Source organism: Aeromicrobium sp., assembly GCF_036676885.1.
In the GTDB taxonomy this organism is placed as follows: Bacteria; Actinomycetota; Actinomycetes; order Propionibacteriales; family Nocardioidaceae; genus Aeromicrobium.
On the sequence record NZ_JAKFCB010000155.1, the window covers coordinates 1 to 17,746 of the forward strand.

13 protein-coding genes and 1 pseudogene are annotated in these 17,746 nt (G+C 69.1%); 5 read left to right on the forward strand and 9 right to left on the reverse strand.

Annotation, left to right across the window (positions count from 1 at the left end; all coding sequences use genetic code 11):
• Nucleotides 1–173 precede the first annotated feature (173 nt).
• Both V6M46_RS07590 and uvrB read right to left on the reverse strand, forming a co-directional pair.
• Nucleotides 174–956 carry an aldose 1-epimerase gene (locus V6M46_RS07590; RefSeq protein WP_332663439.1) on the reverse strand — a complete coding sequence of 261 codons (783 nt, stop codon included), beginning with the start codon at nucleotides 954–956 and terminating at the stop codon, nucleotides 174–176.
• Between the two features lie 88 nt (nucleotides 957–1,044).
• Nucleotides 1,045–3,129 carry an excinuclease ABC subunit UvrB gene (gene uvrB / locus V6M46_RS07595; RefSeq protein WP_332663441.1) on the reverse strand — a complete coding sequence of 695 codons (2,085 nt, stop codon included), beginning with the start codon at nucleotides 3,127–3,129 and terminating at the stop codon, nucleotides 1,045–1,047.
• A 131-nt stretch (nucleotides 3,130–3,260) separates the two neighbouring features.
• Here uvrB and V6M46_RS07600 point away from each other — a divergent pair, with 131 nt between their 5' ends.
• A complete protein-coding gene (locus V6M46_RS07600) occupies nucleotides 3,261–3,917 on the forward strand; it encodes a TetR/AcrR family transcriptional regulator (protein WP_332663443.1) in 657 nt (218 codons plus the stop codon).
• A 4-nt stretch (nucleotides 3,918–3,921) separates the two neighbouring features.
• Here the strand turns inward: V6M46_RS07600 and V6M46_RS07605 are convergent, their stop codons facing one another.
• Complete coding sequence (locus V6M46_RS07605) at nucleotides 3,922–5,307, reverse strand: pyridoxal phosphate-dependent decarboxylase family protein (protein ID WP_332663445.1); 1,386 nt, start codon at nucleotides 5,305–5,307, stop codon at nucleotides 3,922–3,924.
• Between the two features lie 116 nt (nucleotides 5,308–5,423).
• Nucleotides 5,424–6,854: an acetyl-CoA C-acetyltransferase gene (locus tag V6M46_RS07610; protein ID WP_332663447.1), complete on the reverse strand. Its 1,431-nt coding sequence runs from the start codon at nucleotides 6,852–6,854 to the stop codon at nucleotides 5,424–5,426.
• 150 nt (nucleotides 6,855–7,004) lie between these two features.
• On the opposite strand from V6M46_RS07610, the gene V6M46_RS07615 reads away from it, so the two are divergent.
• From V6M46_RS07615 to V6M46_RS07630, 4 genes are read left to right on the forward strand one after another with little or no spacing between them, the layout of a single operon-like run.
• Entirely contained in the window at nucleotides 7,005–8,354 is a 1,350-nt protein-coding gene (locus V6M46_RS07615) for a 3-oxoacyl-ACP reductase (protein WP_332663449.1), read from the forward strand.
• Between the two features lies 1 nt (nucleotide 8,355).
• The gene (locus tag V6M46_RS07620; RefSeq protein ID WP_332663450.1) at nucleotides 8,356–9,237 is read left to right on the forward strand and encodes a MaoC/PaaZ C-terminal domain-containing protein; all 882 of its coding nucleotides are present in this window, start codon (nucleotides 8,356–8,358) and stop codon (nucleotides 9,235–9,237) included.
• A gap of 44 nt (nucleotides 9,238–9,281) precedes the next feature.
• Complete coding sequence (locus tag V6M46_RS07625) at nucleotides 9,282–11,162, forward strand: CocE/NonD family hydrolase (protein ID WP_332663452.1); 1,881 nt, start codon at nucleotides 9,282–9,284, stop codon at nucleotides 11,160–11,162.
• Nucleotides 11,163–11,203: 41 nt separating this feature from the next.
• Complete coding sequence (locus tag V6M46_RS07630) at nucleotides 11,204–11,584, forward strand: MmcQ/YjbR family DNA-binding protein (RefSeq protein ID WP_332663453.1); 381 nt, start codon at nucleotides 11,204–11,206, stop codon at nucleotides 11,582–11,584.
• Nucleotides 11,585–11,590: 6 nt separating this feature from the next.
• Here the strand turns inward: V6M46_RS07630 and V6M46_RS07635 are convergent, their stop codons facing one another.
• The 5 genes and pseudogenes from V6M46_RS07635 to V6M46_RS07655 all read right to left on the reverse strand — a co-directional run.
• Entirely contained in the window at nucleotides 11,591–12,463 is an 873-nt protein-coding gene (locus V6M46_RS07635) for an acyl-CoA thioesterase (protein ID WP_332663454.1), read from the reverse strand.
• A gap of 82 nt (nucleotides 12,464–12,545) precedes the next feature.
• Nucleotides 12,546–13,442, reverse strand: a complete 897-nt coding sequence (locus V6M46_RS07640; RefSeq protein ID WP_332663455.1) for a PAC2 family protein — start codon at nucleotides 13,440–13,442, stop codon at nucleotides 12,546–12,548.
• A 16-nt stretch (nucleotides 13,443–13,458) separates the two neighbouring features.
• Nucleotides 13,459–15,339 (reverse strand): 1-deoxy-D-xylulose-5-phosphate synthase, encoded by a 1,881-nt coding sequence (gene dxs, locus V6M46_RS07645; RefSeq protein ID WP_332663457.1) that lies wholly within the window; start codon nucleotides 15,337–15,339, stop codon nucleotides 13,459–13,461.
• 91 nt (nucleotides 15,340–15,430) lie between these two features.
• On the reverse strand, nucleotides 15,431–17,419 hold the full coding sequence (locus V6M46_RS07650; RefSeq protein WP_332663459.1) for a hypothetical protein: 1,989 nt from the start codon (nucleotides 17,417–17,419) through the stop codon (nucleotides 15,431–15,433).
• A gap of 79 nt (nucleotides 17,420–17,498) precedes the next feature.
• Nucleotides 17,499–17,746, reverse strand: a pseudogene (locus V6M46_RS07655) (flavin reductase); the annotation flags it as partial.

The following is a 17,746-nucleotide window of genomic DNA, read 5'->3' on the forward strand; positions in this document are numbered from 1 at the left end:
GTGGGTTCCTCCGGTCGTCGGGACGCCGGAGGTCTCTTCCGCCGCGATGCGGCCCGCAACACCGGGCGACTGCTGGGAGTCTCCGTGATGACGACGTTGCGATCGGGGAATACTCCCCTCCGCACCATATTCTTGCAGGGGCAGCGGTGGACCGGTCCGCCGGGCGGCCGCCGCTACGGCGTACGCGCCGTCAGCTCGAGCCACACTCCGTGCGGCCACGGCCCGTCGGGCTGGAGCCCGGGATGGCCGAATGCGTCCGGCGGTGCGGTCTGCGGCTCGACGCACAACGTGTCATCAGGCTCGTCGTAGATGACCCACCAGTCAGCCGAGGACGAGAGCGACAGCTCGAGCGCGCCCGGCCAGGTCAGCACCGGCGCCGCGGCCAGGCGGAAACAGTCGTCCCACGGTCCGGCGGTCGGCTCGACAAGCTCGCCGGTGGGCAGCCCGTCGGGGCCACGCTCGACCATCACCTCGGGCTCGAGCGATGCCACGAGCTCCTCACCGCTGTCGAGCCGTCGCCTGAACCACGGGTGCAGGCCGACCGAGCACGGCGCCTCGGTGTCGTCGTCCCAGGACAGCTCCATCCGGATGCCGTCGTCGAGGAGCTGATAGGTCATCGTGGCGACGCCCTCGGTCGGCCACGGTGCACCGATCGCCAGCTCGTACGCGCCCTCGGCCACCTGGTCCCACGGCGACACGTGCCCGAGACCGTGCAAGGCGTGGTCGCCGGTCTGCGGCAGCTGGTAGACGCCTCCGCCGACCGCGATCCGGCCGTCCCGGATGCGACCGGCCCACGGCACCATCGGGAAGCAGCCGTCCGCGATCGCCGGATCAATGCCCGGGACGCTCGCGTGGGCGAGCACCTCGTGGCCGTCGACGACCAGGCTGATGAGTCGCGCGCCGCGGACGGGGTCGATGACCGCGCGTATGCGGTCGTTCTCCAGAACATCAGTCACGAGGACATTGTGTGGTCTCGATACGGGGGCTCGTTCCTCGCCCCCACTCGGCCACCTTTCCAGCCGACCCGAAGGCCGCTGGGCAGCGTCAGACGCCGGCCTGGAGCATGCTGCGGAGCTCCTTCTTGAGGTCGCCGATCTCGTCGCGCAGGCGCGCCGCGACCTCGAACTGCAGCTCGGCGGCGGCAGCCCGCATCTGCTCGCTGAGCTGCTCGATCAGGTCGGCGAGCTCACCCGAGGGCAGGTTGGCGAGGTCGGCGGTGTGTTGTCCCAGCGGCACCAGCGCGCCCTTGCGGCGCTTGTCGCCGGTCGCCGCCAGCAGCGTCTGCGTGTCGGCATCCTCGCGCGCGAGCATGTCGGTGATGTCGCCGATCTTCCGGCGCAGCGGCGTCGGGTCGATGCCGTTGGCGGTGTTGTAGGCGACCTGCTTCTCGCGGCGCCGGTTGGTCTCCTCGATCGCCCAGCCCATCGAATCGGTGATGCGATCGGCGTACATGATGACCTGGCCGGACACGTTGCGGGCCGCGCGACCGATCGTCTGGATGAGCGAACGACCCGAGCGCAGGAAGCCCTCCTTGTCGGCGTCGAGGATCGCGACGAGGCTCACCTCGGGCAGGTCGAGACCCTCACGGAGCAGGTTGATGCCGACCAGGACGTCGTACTCCCCCATCCGCAGCTCGCGCAGCAGCTCGACGCGTCGGAGGGTGTCGACCTCACTGTGCAGGTAGCGGGTGCGGACGCCGGCCTCGAGGAGGTAGTCGGTGAGGTCCTCGGACATCTTCTTGGTCAGCGTCGTGACCAGCACACGCTCATTGCGCTCGGTGCGCATGCGGATCTGGGTGATCAGGTCGTCGATCTGACCCTTGGTCGGCTTGACGATGACCTCGGGATCGACCAGTCCGGTCGGGCGGATGATCTGCTCGACGACGTCGCCCTGGACCTTCTCCATCTCGTAGGAGCCGGGGGTCGCCGACAGGTAGACCGTCTGACCGATGCGCTCGAGGAACTCGGCCCACTTGAGCGGCCGGTTGTCCATCGCGCTCGGGAGGCGGAAGCCGTGCTCGACGAGGGAACGCTTGCGTGACATGTCGCCCTCGTACATCGCGCCGATCTGCGGGATCGTCACGTGCGACTCGTCGACGACCAGGACGAAGTCGTCGGGGAAGTAGTCGAGCAGGCAGTGACCCGGTGTGCCGGGGCCGCGGCCGTCCATGTGGCGTGAGTAGTTCTCGATGCCGGCGCAGGTGCCGACCTGCTGCATCATCTCGAGGTCGTACGTCGTGCGCATCCGCAGCCGCTGCGCCTCGAGCAGCTTGCCCTCGCCCTCGAGCTCGGCGAGCCGCTCCTCGAGCTCGACCTCGATCGTGCGCATCGCGCGGTTCATGGTCTCCTGGCCGGCGGCGTAGTGCGTCGCCGCGCCGACGTAGAGCTCCTGGTCGTCGCTCAGCACCTCACCCGTCAGCGGGTGCAGCGTCATGAGCCGCTCGATCTCGTCGCCGAAGAACTCCACCCGCACGGCGTGCTCCTGGTAGACCGGGAAGATCTCGACCGTGTCGCCCTTGACCCGGAACGTGCCACGCGTCGACGCGACGTCGTTGCGGACGTACTGGGCCTGCACGAGGGTGCGCAGCAGCTGGTCGCGCGGCAGCTCCTCGCCGACCTTGAAGCCGATCATGCGCTCGAGGTATTCCTGCGCCGAGCCGAGGCCGTAGATGCACGACACCGTGGCGACCACGATGACGTCGCGCCGGGTCAGCAGCGACCAGGTCGCGGAGTGACGCAGGCGCTCGACCTCTTCGTTGACCGACGAGTCCTTCTCGATGTAGGTGTCGCTCTGCGCGATGTAGGCCTCGGGCTGGTAGTAGTCGTAGTAGGAGACGAAGTATTCGACGGCGTTGTTGGGCAGCAGCTCGCGCAGCTCGTTGGCGAACTGGGCCGCGAGCAGCTTGTTGGGCATCATGACGAGCATCGGGCGCTGCAACCGCTCCGCCAGCCAGGCCGTCGTCGCGGTCTTGCCGGTGCCGGTCGCACCCAGCAGGACGTTGTCCTTGACACCGGCCTTGATGCGCCGCTCGAGCTCCTCGATCGCCGCGGGCTGGTCGCCGGCGGGCTGGTAGTCGGAGACGACCTGGATCGGCGCCACCTGGCGCTGCAGCTCGGACACTGACCTCATGCCTTCGCCTCCACCAAAAACCCACGATACGGAGCCGACGGCATGCACTCTGCCCTGTCGTGCTCGCTGGCGCTCGCTCTCATACGTCGAGCCTACGTCCCGCCTCCGACAAAGGGCCTTAAAGTGGCCTCATGCCCGTCTCGGAACGCCGCGCAGAGCGGAAGAGGGAGATCCTCGTCGCCACCCGCACGCTGTTCGACGAGCGCGGCGTGCGCGATGCGCAGATCGAGGACATCGCCAAGGCCGTCGGGATCAACCGGGCGATCATCTATCGCCACTTCTCCGGCAAGGAGGAGCTGTTCGCCGAGACGCTCGTCGGCTACCTCGACGAGCTCGACAAGGCGTTGACGTCCGTCGACGACGACACACGCGGGCCGGTCGAACGCCTCGAGGAGCTCGCGGCGGTGTTCCTCGACTTCGGATCGGCATATCCCGCGTTCGTCGACTGCGCACAGACCCTGTTGCGGCGCCGTGGCGATGAGCTCATGGCCGAGGTCAGCGAGCGGGTCATGTTCGACCTGGGCCGCGCGATGGCATCGTGCCTCCATCACGTGGTCGACGTCCTCGAGGCCGGCGTCAAGACCGGAGAGTTCCGCGTACGCGACCCCAACCTGCTGGCCAACATCTTCTACACGCAGGCACTCGGCGTCATGAACCTCGCGACGCTGCAGCTCTCGGTCCGCGAGCAGAACCCGGGACTGCCCGCCGTCGACGCCGTGCCGCTCGACGAGGTCAAGGTCTACCTGCAGCAGGCGGCCGTCGCGATGGCCCGCGGCGAGCGCTCCTGAGCTGTCAGCGCTCAACGGCCGCGCGTACGGCGTCGACCGACAGGCGTACGTCCCGCTGGTCCGTCGACCAGTTGCTGACCGAGATCCGCACGACGTCTCGGTCGTGCCAGCGTGAGCCCGACATCCACGTCGTGCCGTCGGCGATCAGGCGCGCGGTCACCTCACGCGTACGCTCGTCGCTGCCGAACGCCACGCACACCTGCGTGTAGACCACGTCGTTGAGCACCTCGACCCCGTCGATCGCCCGGAGGCCGTTCGCGATCTCGCGGGCATTCGCCACGAGGCCGTCGACGAGATCTGTCACTCCCTCCCGCCCGAGAGATCGAAGCACGGCCCACACCGGCACTCCACGAGCTCGGCGCGACAGCTCCGGAGCCTTCTCATGGGGATCGCCCGGACCGGTCTCGTCGGCCACCAGATAGCTGGCATGTACCCCCATCGCGCTTCGCAATGCAGTCGGATCCGCGACGATCGCCAGCCCGCAGTCGTACGGAACGTTGAGCGTCTTGTGCGCATCTGTCGTCCACGAGTCCGCTCCCGCAAGCCCTTCCACGAGGTGGCTCAATGCAGGCGAGGCTGCTGCCCAGAGGCCGAAGGCACCGTCCACGTGCACCCACGCGCCGCGTTCGTGGGCCAGACCGATCGCGTCGGCGAACGGGTCGAACGCGCCGGAGTGGACGTTGCCGGCCTGGAGGCACAGGATGATCGGTTCACCGTCTGGCACCGCGGCCAGTGTGTCGGCGAGTGCGTCGACCCGGATCCGGCCCTCGGTGTCGGCGGCGACCGCGGTCGGCTGCCCGAGCCCGAGGTAGCGCAGCGCGAGGTCGACCGTGTCATGCCGCTCAGCGCCGCCCAGGACGTTGATTCTCGGCGCGCCCGTCAGCCCGCCGCGCTCGACATCCCATCCGGCCTTCGCCAGCACCGCGTGGCGGGCCGCCGCGAGGCAGGTGAAGTTGGACATCGTGGCGCCGGTGACGAAGCCGACGTCGGACTCCGGCGGCAGGTGCAGCAGCTCGAGCAGCCAGCGCCCGGCCGACTCCTCCAGCGCGGCGGTGGCCGGTGTCGAGTAGCGCATGCCGGCGTTCTGGTCCCAGCCGCTGACCATCCAGTCGGCGGCGAGCCCGGCGGGCAACGTACCGCCCATGACCCAGCCGAAGAACCGCCCCGACGCGATCGCCATGAGGCCCGGGTCCGCCTTGGCCGCGAGCTCGTCGACGACGTCCGCCGGATCCATGCCGTGCTCCGGCAGCGGTCCCCCGAATTCCTCCAGCAGGTCGTTGGCCGTGACGCGGGGCCCGATCGGCCGCTCGTCGACGGACGAAAGCCACCGGCGCACGTGCTCGTGCGCCTTGGCGAGTGACTCGTCGTATGCCTCGCTGCGTGCGGTCATGGGCACCGGCCTCCTGATGGGCTCATCGTCCCCACGACCGGCGCACGGGTCAAGGACGGACGCCACCCACCCCGGAGGGTGGGTGGCGTCCGTTCGACGAGATCGAGGAGCGGGGCTCAGGCCTCGAGGATCGCGACGACTCCCTGGCCGCCGGCGGCGCAGATCGAGATCAGGCCGCGGCCCGATCCCTTCTCGTGCAGCAGCTTGGCGAGGTTGGCGACGATGCGCCCGCCGGTCGCGGCGAACGGGTGCGCCGTCGCGAGCGACGAGCCCTTGACGTTGAGCTTGCTGCGGTCGATCGAGCCGAGCGGCGCGTCGAGGCCCAGGCGCTCCTTGCAGAAGATCGGGTCCTCCCACGCCGCCAGCGTCGTGAGCACCTGGCTCGCGAACGCCTCGTGGATCTCGTAGAAGTCGAAGTCCTGCAGCGTGAGCCCCTGACGGGCCAGCATGCGCGGCACGGCGTAGACCGGTGCCATCAGCAGCCCCTCGGCACCCGACACGTAGTCGACCGCGGCGGTCTCGTAGTCGACGAAGTACGCCAGCGGGGTCCAGCCGTGCTTCTCGGCCTCGTCCTCCGACGCCAGCAGCACCGCCGAGGCGCCGTCGGACAGCGGCGTGGAGTTGGCCGCGGTCATCGTGGCTCCCTCACCCTTGCCGAACACCGGCTTGAGCTTGGCGAGCTTCTCCAGCGACGAGTCGGGCCGGAGGTTGTTGTCCTTGGCGACACCCATGAACGGCGTGATCAGATCGTCCTGCCAGCCCTCGTCGTACGACTTCGCGAGGTTCTGGTGCGACGCCACGGCGAGCTCGTCCTGGGCCTCGCGGGTGATGCCCCACTCCTTGGTCGTGATGGCCTGGCTGTCGCCCATCGACAACCCCGTGCGGGGCTCGGAGTTGCGCGGCTGGTCGGGCGCGAGGTCACCGGGCCGAACCTTGAGCAACGCGGAGATGCGGCCCTTGGTGTCCTTGGCCCGGTTGGCCTCGAGCAGGATCTTGCGGAGCTTCTCACCGACGGCGAGCGGAGCGTCCGACGTGGTGTCGGCGCCACCGGCGATGCCTGACTCGATCTTGCCGAGCGCGATCTTGTTGGCGACCAGCACGGCGGCCTGGATGCCGGTGTCGCACGCCTGCTGCACGTCGTACGCGGGCGTGTCGGGCGAGAGCTTGGAGCCGAGGACCGTCTCGCGGGCGAGGTTGAAGTCGCGGCTGTGCTTGAGGACGGCGCCGGCGGCGAACTCACCGACGCGCTCGCCTCCGAGTCCGTAACGGTCGACGAGGCCGTCGAGCGCCGCGGTCAGCATGTCCTGGTTGGAGGCGTTGGTGTAGACGGTGTTGGAGCGCGCGAACGGGATGCGGTTGCCGCCGATGATCGCGACGCGGCGAACCGTCTGGGCTCCTGCCGCGGCAGAAGCGACGCTCGACACGGTCTCGGCGGCCTTCGTGGCCGCTGACTTCGCGGCCGGCGCCTTCTTGGCCGGCGCGGCGCTGGCCTTCTTGGCCGGGGCCTTCTTCGCGGGCGCCTTCTTGGCTGGTGTCGTGTCCGCCATGGCGGTCTCCTCGATCTTCGTGAACGATGGTGGATCTGAACGTGATGAGCACCGCATCCACTGTGGTGGACTGGCACTGAATTCTGAGGTTACAGTTTCAGGAGCATTCCAGATACCAATGGTATCCGAGAGATAGGACACACCCAAGTCATGGCAGACCGCTATCAGTCCCTCGCTCACAACCCGATCGGCAAGTTCATCGTCAAGAACCTGGGTCTGCCCAATCCCCCGGTACTCGAGCGCTGGACCGAAGGCGATCCGCTGGTCAAGGGCACCGTCCTGATCGGCGCCGCCCCCGGCAGCCGGCTCGGCAAGAAGCTCGCCGCGACCCTGAAGTCGAGCGGCATCACGTCGGTGGGCGTGCGCGCCGACAGCATGGCGTACAAGGGGCTCGTGTTCGATGCCACCGGCATCACCGACACCGCAGGCCTGGCCGACATGCAGCAGTTCTTCACGCCCGCGCTCCGCAGCCTCGCCCGCAGCGGCCGCCTCGTCGTGATCGGCACGCTCCCGGACCAGGCCGAGTCCGAGACCGCCGCGATCGCGCAGCGCGCCCTCGAAGGGTTCGTACGCTCCGCCGGCAAGGAGGTCGGTGGCAACGGCAGCACCGCCAACCTGGTGTACGTCGGCGCCGGCGCGGAGGACGCCCTGGGGTCGACGCTGGAGTTCCTGCTCTCCCCCAAGTCGGCGTTCGTCGACGGCCAGGTCATCCGCCTCGGCCTCACCGAGCTCGTCGACGCCGACCCGGTCGCCGATCCGGCAAAGCCTTTGGCCGGCAAGGTCGCGCTGATCACCGGCGCCTCCCGCGGGCTCGGCGCGGCGATGGCTCGTACGCTCCACCGCGACGGCGCTGAGATCGTCGGCCTCGACGTCCCGCAGCTGTCCGGTGAGCTGGAGGCCGTGATGGCCGAGCTCGGCGGCACCGCGATCGCCCAGGACATCACGGCGCCCGACGCCCCCAAGGTCATCGCCTCCACGCTCAAGAAGGCGCATGGCGGCGTCGACATCGTCGTGCACAACGCCGGCATCACCCGCGACAAGCGGCTCAAGAACATGAAGACCGAGAACTGGAACCTGGTCATCGACATCAGCGTCGGCGCCCCGCAGCGCATCACCGCGGAGCTGCTGAAGCAGAAGCTCATCCGGCCCGGCGGACGCGTCATCGGCATCTCCTCGATCGCCGGCATAGCGGGCAACAACGGCCAGACGAGCTACGGTACGGCCAAGGCCGGCGTCATCGGATTCGTCAACGACCTGTCCCAGCGCGTCGCCAAGGACGGCATCACGGTCAACGCGATCGCACCGGGCTTCATCGAGACCGACATGGTCAAGACCATGCCGCTCGGCATCCGTGAAGCCGGCCGCCGGCTCAGCTCGCTGTCGCAAGGCGGCCAGCCGATCGATGTCGCCGAGGCCATCGCCTGGTACGCCAACCCGGGATCGTCGGCGATCTCCGGCAATGTCGTGCGCGTGTGCGGCCAGGCACTGATCGGAGCCTGACATGGCCACTCGTACGTACGACAGGGCGCCGTCCACTGCACCGTTGATGCTCAAGGCGGTCCTGCCGGCGCTCCCCGTGATCGGCGGGCTGCCCGGCATCAAGCACGCCAAGGGCTCGGTGCCCGACATCGTGCTCGAGCGCAAGGGCGTCGTGACCGACCTCAAGCACCTGGAGGCGTACAACGAGGTCTGCGGCTTCCCCCGCGGTGACCACCTGCCGGCCACATATCCGCACATGGCGGCGTTCGGGCTGCACATGGCGCTCATGACCGACACGGCGTTCCCGTTCGCGCCGATGGGGCTGGTGCACCTGCGCAACACCATCACGCAGCACCGCCGGCTCGGGGTCGCCGAGACGTACGACGTGTCGGTGCGCGCCGCCGACCTGCGGCCCCACCCCAAGGGCTCCCTGATCGACCTCATCACCGAGGTGTCGGTTGAGGGCGAGCTGGTCTGGGACGAGGTCACGACGCTGTTCTCCCGTCACAGTGGAGGCTCCGCCGAGACCTCGCCGGCTCCGCTCGCCGGCGTCGAGGCACCCGATGGGGTCGTGCACTGGAAGCTCGGCGGCGACCTGGGTCGTCGCTACGGTGCGGTGTCGGGCGATCGCAACCCGATCCACCTCTACCCGCTGACCGCCAAGGCATTCGGCTTCCCGACCAACATCGCCCACGGCATGTACACGCTCGCCCGGAGCATCTCGGCAGTCCAGAACAAGCTGCCGGCGGCGTTCACCGTTGACGCCGAGTTCCGCAAGCCGATCCTGCTCCCTGGCACCGTCGTGTTCGGGTCCAGGGCCGAAGCCGATGGCCTGGTGTTCGGCGTCAAGGGATCCAAGAAGCCGGTGACGCACCTCGTCGGAAAGGTCACGACAAAAACGTAACTCTGAGTTACGATGTCGAGCACTCCACGACACAGGGGGCACTCGTGCACGCTCGTCTCGCTGCCATCCGTCTGCTGACGGTCCTCGGGCTCACGCTGAGCCTGATCGGCGCTTCGCTCTCGTTCAGCACCGCCACGGCAGCCACGACGTGGACGCCTCGGGGCGAGCAGTACCCCAACACCGTGACGGAGCGGGACGTCGCGATCCCGATGTCCGACGGCACGATCCTGCGCGGTGACGTCATGCGCCCCGCCGGGGCCGACGGCAAGGCGATCGCCAAGCGGTTCCCGGTGATCGTGACCATCACGGCGTACAACAAGACCGCCCTCATGTCGGCCGGCGGGCTCGGCGGCGCGGATCCGGCATACCTCGTCAAGCGCGGCTACGTGCAGCTCACGGTCGACGCGCGCGGCACCGGCAGCTCCGAAGGCATCTGGAGGGCCTTCGACGCGCGGGAGAACCAGGACGGCGGCGAGATCATGACCTGGGCGCACTCGTCGGAGCGCCCGTGGAGCAACGGCATCACCGGCATGACCGGCCCGTCGTACATGGGCATCAGCCAGCTCTGGGCCGCGGCGGCGCAACCGCCCGGGCTCAAGGCGATCTTCCCCCAGGTGCCCGGCGCGGACGTCTACCGTGACGTCGTCGCATCAGGCGGACAGCTCGACGTCGGCTTCATCCCGCTGTGGCTGGGACTCGTGACGTCGACGGGGCTGATCCCGCCGGCGGTCCTGGCGACCAGCCCGGAGTCGGCGATCAAGGTGCTGCTCGACCACCTCACCGGCGCCGGTACGTTCACCGTCCCGCTGCTGCTCAGCGCGTTCCTCGGCGGCGACCCGGCATACGACGGTCCGTTCTACGCAGAGCGCTCGGTCATCAACGTGATCGACAAGGTCAAGGTGCCCGCATTCTTCATCTCCGGCGAGTACGACCTGTTCCAGCGCGGCACTCCCCTGCTGTTCGAGAACCTCAACAAGCGGGGCATCCCGGCGAAGATGATCGTCGGCCCGTGGGACCATCTCGAGGGCTCGAGCGGCGCGGAGGTCGGCGACGCCGGGTACGGCTCGCTGGCCGACCTGCAGCTCCGCTGGTTCGACCACTACCTCAAGGGCCAGAGCGACCCGACGCTCGACACCGACATCGCGAACCTGACCTACTACGAGCAGGGCACCGGCGCGTGGCAGAAGAGCTCCAAGTGGATCGACTCGTCACTGACCGGCGCCAAGCTCAAGCTGTCCGGCACGTCGGCGCCCCTGGGCGCGCCGGGCGGGCTCACGTCGGGCACCCCCACCGCCGGCACGTCGAGCCTCTACCCGGTCCCGGTGGCCGGCCTCTGCACGCGCTCGGCCAGCCAGTGGACCGCCGGAGTGCCGAACATGCTGCTCGCGGACCTGCCGTGCTTCACGGACAACCAGCTCAACGACAAGACCGGCGCGGTCTTCTCGACCAAGCCACTGACCGACGCCGTCACGATCCAGGGCCCGGTCAACGCGCGCCTGTACGCCTCGAGCGTGGGCGGCGACGGCATGCTGTCGGTGGCCCTGGAGGACGAGGCACCCGACGGCACGGTCAAGCGGCTGACCGGCGGCTGGCAGGTCATCTCGCATCGCGCGCTCGACACGAGCAGGTCGCGCTACCTCGACGGGGTCCTGATCCAGCCGTTCCATCCGTTCACGAAGGCGGCGCAGCGGCCGCTCGCGCCCGGTGAGGTCGCGCCGATCGACGTCGAGATCTTCCCGACGCGGGCCAAGATCCTGCCCGGCCACAAGCTGCGCATCGCGGTGCAGACGTTCGACGTCCCGCACCTGCTGCCGACCCTGCCGGATCTCCTGGGCACGTTGACGGTCGTGAAGATCCACAACTCGGCGGCCTACCCGTCGACGCTCAACTTCCCGAGCGTCGGCGCGCTGCCGACGATCGAGTAGTACTCCTCGACAGCGGCGCCACCCTCGGGCAGCATGACGCCATGGCGACCTGGGATGACGTGAGTCGAGTCGCCGAGACGTTGCCTGAGGTCGAGCGCGACGACGGGCGTACGCGTCGCTGGCGGGTGCGCAACAAGCCCGTGGTCTGGGAGCGACCGCTGCGGGCCGCCGACCACGCCGCTCTCGGCGACGCGGCGCCCGAGGGAGACATCCTCGGGGCCAGGGTTCCCGATGAGGGGGTCAAGCACGCGCTGATCGCCGACTCACCCGAGATCTACTTCACGACCCCGCACTTCGACGGCTATCCGGCGGTGCTCGTGCGGCTGGAGGCGATCGGTATCGACGAGCTGCGGGAGCTGGCGACCGAGGCCTGGCTCGTCCAGGCGCCGAAGAAGCTGGTCAAGGACTTCCTGGCCGACTGATCATGCCTACTGGCGCGGCGTGACCTTGCGGATCAGGCCCTCCTGGGCAACGGTCGCGACCAGCGTGCCGTCCTCGGTGAAAACCCGGGCCGTGCTCAGGCCACGCGCGCCGGAGGCCGACGGCGACGTCTGGTCGTACAGCAGCCACTGGTCCGCGGCGATGGGCCGGTGGAACCAGATCACGTGGTCGAGCGAGGCGGCCTGCACCTCCGGGGCGCCGATGAAGGTGCCGTGCGGCACGAGGCTCGCGCCGAGCAGGCTCAGGTCGCTGATGTAGGTGAACGCCGCGTTGTGGACGATCTGCGAGTCCGGGAGCTTGCCGTCGGCTCGGAACCACAGCCGCTGCACGACGGGGACGAGCTTGCGCTGCGGGTCGTCCTCGGCGCGGTTGTCGCCGATGTAGCGCATGTCGAACGACGACCACTCGCGATCCCAGAAGTCGGCCGCCTCGGAGCCGCGCCCGCCGATGATGTCGGTGAGCGGGATGGACTCGTCCGGTGACGGGACGTCGGGCATCGCGTCCTGGTGGTCCCAGCCGTCCTCGGTGACCTGGAACGACGCGGTCATGTAGAAGATGATCTCGCCGTGCTGGCGGGCGGCGACACGGCGAGTCGTGAACGATCCGCCGTCGCGTACGTTCTCGACGTCGTAGACGATCGGGATGCTGGGATCGCCGCCGAGGATGAAGTAGAGGTGCAGCGAGTGCACGTGCCGCTCGTCAGGGACGGTCAGCTGGGCGGCCATGAGGGCCTGCGCCGCGACCTGCCCGCCGAACACCCGCGGGAGCTCTGATCCCTCGGGCTGCGAGCCCCGGTAGAGGCCCACCTCCAGCTGCTCGAGATCGAGAAGGCCGACGACGTCGTCAAGGGATGAAGGCACGTGGTCACCTTATCGGTGGGTGCTTGGCAAGGTGCTCACCAGCGCGCCCTGCCGCGGCGGTCCTACGACTTCGCGGCGACAACTAGCCTTGGTCGTTCTTGCGCTGCCTGGCCAGGAACTGTTCGAACTGGTCGGCCAGCTCTTCGCCGCTGGGGAGGTCCTCGTCGCTGGCGAGCAGCGACTGGGCCGCTCCGCGGGTGAACGCGTCGTACTGCTCCTCGAGGCCGCCGAGGAGGCTCTGGCCACCCTGCTCCTCGATCTGCTGCTCGATCTCGGCGAGGGCGGCTTCCTGGCGCGCCCGCAGCGAGTCGACGTTGATGCTGATGCCCGTGCGGTCGACCAACGCGTCGATCAGCGCGAGCGAGGCCGTCGGGTAGTCGATCTGCGCGAGGTAGTGCGGCACGTGGACGACATAACCAGCAGCGTCGTGGCCCCACTGTCCGAGGCGGAACTCCAGCAGCGACTGCGCCGACGACGGCACCATGACCTGCGCCGACCAGAGGTTCTGGCGATCGACGAGTTCCGGGCGCGTGCCGTGGGCCGTGATCATGGTCGGCCGCGTGTGCGGGACGCCCATCGGCACGGCGCCGAGGCCGAGCGTCAACGGCACGTCATGGTCCTCGATGACGTCGTGGACCTCGGAGATGAACCGCTCCCACTGGAAGTCCGGCTCGGGCCCGACCATCAGGAGGTAGGGCATGCCGTTGTCGTCGTGCTCGAGCACGATCTGCAGCGTGGGGTCGTCGTACTCCGCGTAGTGGTCCTCGCGGAACGCGATCATGGGACGGCGAGCGCGGTAGTCGAACATGTCGTCGAGGTCGAACTCGTGGATGAGCTGGCCGTGTCCCGAACGCAGCTGGTCGGCCGCCAGCCGGGCGGCTGAACCGGCCCCGAGGAAGCCGTCCAGGGCATGGATCAGTATCGGACCGTTGCCCTCGCCGGGGGTCTCGTCAGGGGTGCGTTTCGGTAACCACTTCATCGCCATGGTCAACCACCTATCCCTCGGCGCTATTCCTCGACAGCGCGGCAAGGGTGTCGTCGGCGATCGCCTGCGGAGTGAGGCCGAGCCGCTCCAGGATGACGTCGCGCTTGGCGTGGTCGAGGAATTCCTGCTCGACGCCGTGAACCTGGATCGGCACGTGGGAGCCGGCATCGCGTACGGCCTGGGTGAACGCCGAGCCGATGCCGCCGTGGCGACCGTTGTCCTCGACCGTCACGACCAGGCCGTAGCCGGAGGCCAGCTCGACCAGGGCCGGGTCGATGGGCTTGACCCAGCGGGGATCGACGACGGTCACGCCGTGGCCCGCAGCGCGTACGATCTCGGCCGCGTCGGCGCCGAGATGACCGAACGCGCCGATCGCGACGATGAGCACGTCCTTGGCCTCGTCGCGGGAGAGGACGTCGGTCGTGCCGATCCGCTCGATCGCCGGGAGGTCCTCGCAGACGCCGCCCTTGGGGATGCGGATGACGGTCGGCGCATCGTCGACCTGGACGGCCTCGCGCAGCAGCTCGCGCAGCTGGGAGCCGTCGCGGGGGGCTGCGAGCCGCAGGCCCGGGACGATCTGCAGCAGCGACATGTCCCACATGCCGTTGTGGCTGGCGCCGTCGTCGCCGGTGACGCCGGCCCGGTCGAGGACGAACGTCACGCCGCACTTGTGCAGCGCCACGTCGAGCAGGACCTGGTCGAACGCGCGGTTGATGAAGGTCGCATAGACCGCCACGACGGGGTGCAGGCCGCCCATCGCGAGACCGGCGGCGCTGGTGACGGCGTGCTGCTCGGCGATGCCGACGTCGAACACGCGATCAGGGAACTTGTCGGCGAACGCGTCGAGGCCGACCGGGTAGAGCATCGCCGCGGTGATGGCCACGATGTCGTCGCGCTCGTCGGCGATGCGGACGATCTCGTCGCGGAACACCGAGGTCCAGCCGGCGGGCGCGACGTTGACCGCCTCGCCGGTCTCCCGGTCGAACGGGTTGGCCTGGTGCATCTGGTCGTTCTCGTTGGCGACCGCGATGTCGTAGCCCTGGCCCTTGGTCGTCAGGACATGGACCAGGACGGGGCCGCCGAACTTCTTGGCCTGCGCCAACGCGCGCTCGACCGCGGGGCGGTCGTGGCCGTCGACGGGGCCGATGTACTTGAGCCCGAGGTCCTCGAACATGCCCTGCGGTGCCAGTGCGTCCTTGACGCCCTTCTTGATCGCGTGCAGGGCTTCGTACGCCGCGGGGCCGACGATGCGCGAGCGGTTGAGCCGCTCCTTGATCGCGCCGAGCGCGGGTTCGTACCTGGGGTTGGTGCGAATTTCAGTCAATCTGTTCGCAAGTCCGCCAACGGTCGGGGTGTAGGAGCGACCGTTGTCATTCACCACGACGACGAGGCGCCGGTCGTTGTCGGCGGCGATGTTGTTGAGCGCCTCCCAGGCCATGCCGCCGGTGAGGGCACCGTCGCCGATGACCGCGACGACGTGGTCGTCCTTGCCGAGCAGCAGGTTGGCCTTGGCCATGCCGTCGGCATACGACAGGCTTGTCGACGCATGCGAGTTCTCGACCCAGTCGTGCTCGGACTCGGCGCGGCTGGGATAGCCGGACAGCCCGCCCTCCTTGCGCAACGTGCCGAACTGGCCGGCGCGGCCGGTCAGCATCTTGTGGACGTACGCCTGGTGGCCGGTGTCCCAGACGACCCGGTCGCGGGGCGAGTCGAACACCCGGTGAATCGCCATGCCGAGCTCGACGACACCGAGGTTGGGCCCCAGGTGGCCGCCGTTGGACGCGACCGACGTGATCAGGAGCTCGCGGATCTCGGCGGCGAGACGTGCCAGCTGGTCGTCGTCGAGGGTCTTGAGATCGGCGGGTCCGGTCAGGTTCGCGAGAACGCTCATCGGTGCCTCCTTCCCCTCGTTGGACATGCTGATCAGTCTATCGACGTCATCCGCGTCTGCTGGGTCGCGTCAGGTCGAAGCGGTCCTAGGCCTACTTCAGGCGCGCGGCGATCGACCGTATGGCCCTGCCTGGCGGGGTGTTCCTGGTCTTGCGCCACAGCCGGGTGCGAGCCAGCGCGCGCGCCGCGGGACGGACGATGCTGCGTCGCCGGGGCCGCGATGCCTTGCTGACGGCGACGGGCTTCGGCTCAGGCGGAACCGGCACCGGCACCGACGCCAGCGGACGCTCAACGGGAGGTTCGCCCGCGAGGCCCCTGAGGTGGTCCGTGAAGCCGGCCCGCCACACCGCGGCACGGAGGAAGCGCTCCTGGTATGCGTTGGTCTCCCCACTCAGGGAGAGGTGCCAGAGGCGATGGACCTCGTCGATGTCGAACGCTGCCCCCCAGGCCTCCGTGTCGGCGAGCAGGCTCTCGACCTCGGGACGGTCCTCGGAATCGGCGACCCGGACGACACGCGCCACCCGCGACTTCTGCATCGCGGTATCGGCTTTCATCTCGATCGGGAAGTACGGCACGTCAGCCCAGCTGGGAACGAGTCGTCGGGTCAGCTCGCGATGGAAGGTGTTCGCCCTGCGAGCATCTGGAGACAGGGAGAGGGCGGTGCTGACGAAGCTCTCGGCGAGCAGGGGCGAGACGACGCCCAGACGCTCGCCGGTCGTGCCCCAGCGGCGCATGCGCTGCAGCACGTAGTACTGGCCGAGGATGAGGTCGCCCCGGACACCCCAGGACGCGATGCGCCTCAACTCGCCCAGCACCTGCTGGGTGACGTGGGCGCGCGCCTCCTTGCTCTCGCCGGGCGCATTCGCCCGGTGGGCCAGGATGCGCTGTGTGTAGGCATCCAGCGTGGCCTCCAGCGGCAGCTTGTCGAGCCCGGCGAGGTTGCCTCGGATGTACAGACCGTGGGCAGCCTCTCCACCCACTCCGCTCACGACGAGCTGAGTGTTGGCGTCGAGGTGGGAGGGCACGTGATGTGTCAGGTACGTGCACGGGCGGAGGGCCTCGGCGTAGTCGTGCCACTGTCGCGCCCGCTCGATCACCCTGATCCTGGGTGGCTCGATCTCCCCTCCGGTGGCCATGTGCTCGACCTGGTGCTCAAGGGGCCCAGGCGCGCGCTCCACGAGGCGGCGCGCGACATCGAGGTCCCCCGGGAAGGTGTCGTGCGAGTAGAGGACCATGTCGCTGTCGCTCGCAATGAAGGCGGCCGCCACCAGGCGAGAGTCGCGGCCCCCGGAGAGGTGTACGACCGGAGTGCCCTTGTAGAGGCGGCTGATCGAGGCGGCGACCCCCTTGAGCTCGGCCGCCGTTGCCTCGAGCTGGTCGTCGGTCGGGTCGCCGGATGCCTGTATTGCCGGAGCCCACAGGGCAGAGGTGTCCATCGTGGACACCTGGCGTCGGCGGGCACGACCGTCCCAGTGCACATGCGTCGCGGCGTCGAGGGCCCGTACGCCGCGGTAGGGCGTGGTGTGGCCGAACATCTCGTCCGTGTAGCCCATCTGCAGCCATGCCTCGGGATCGGGCTCGGCAGGCATCCCGGCGAACAGGAGGGCGGCGGCGGGCCGGTTGCTCCACACCCAACCCGTGGGCGTGCGTACCTCGAACAGGCGGCCCACCCCATTGGTGTCGGTGTACACGTCGACGGTGTCACTGGCCTCGACGAACGTCGCGCACACGAAGGGTCCGGGAACCTCGAGCATTCGAGACGGGCGCCGGCGCAGCTCGCGGGCGAGGTCGAACGGTGCCTGGTCCAGCGCAACGGTCCCGACGATGCGCTCGACGCCCAGCGGGGCGTACAGGGAGGCGACGACCTCGTCGGGGTGCTGGGCCCAGGCCGGCCAGAGAGAGGGACTGTCCTCGGTCTCCCACATGACCATCCCGACTGTCGGGGAGACGTGGGCGGCACGCGTCGGACCGTGCTTCCACAGGCGTGCGTAGTGGGCCTCCACGCGGCGGATGCCGTCGTCGACTGCCTGCCTGGTCGCGTCCGCGCCGCTGGCATTGACGCTGAGGACGAACGTCTGCACGAGTTCCTCCGATGAGTTCGGCGTCGCGAGGGCCCGATGCCCGCGCGCGGCCCCACGATAGCGGCTGCGGCGCCCGATCCTAGACGCTGCCGGGGGCGCTGTAGCGGCCTCGCAGATGGATCAGGGCGTCGGCGTCTCCGACCGTCACGGACTCGACGACGCCCTCGACGAGCAGCCCCCAGCCGACCTCCCGCGGCTCGCCCTTGTCGAGGCGTACGCCGATCCAGCCCGCGGTGCCGGCCAGCACGGGTCCCCATTCGCTGTCGCTCCAGTCGCCGAGCGTGAAGGGGCCACCCGGTGCCGGTGCCGTTCCGGCGAACGCATCGG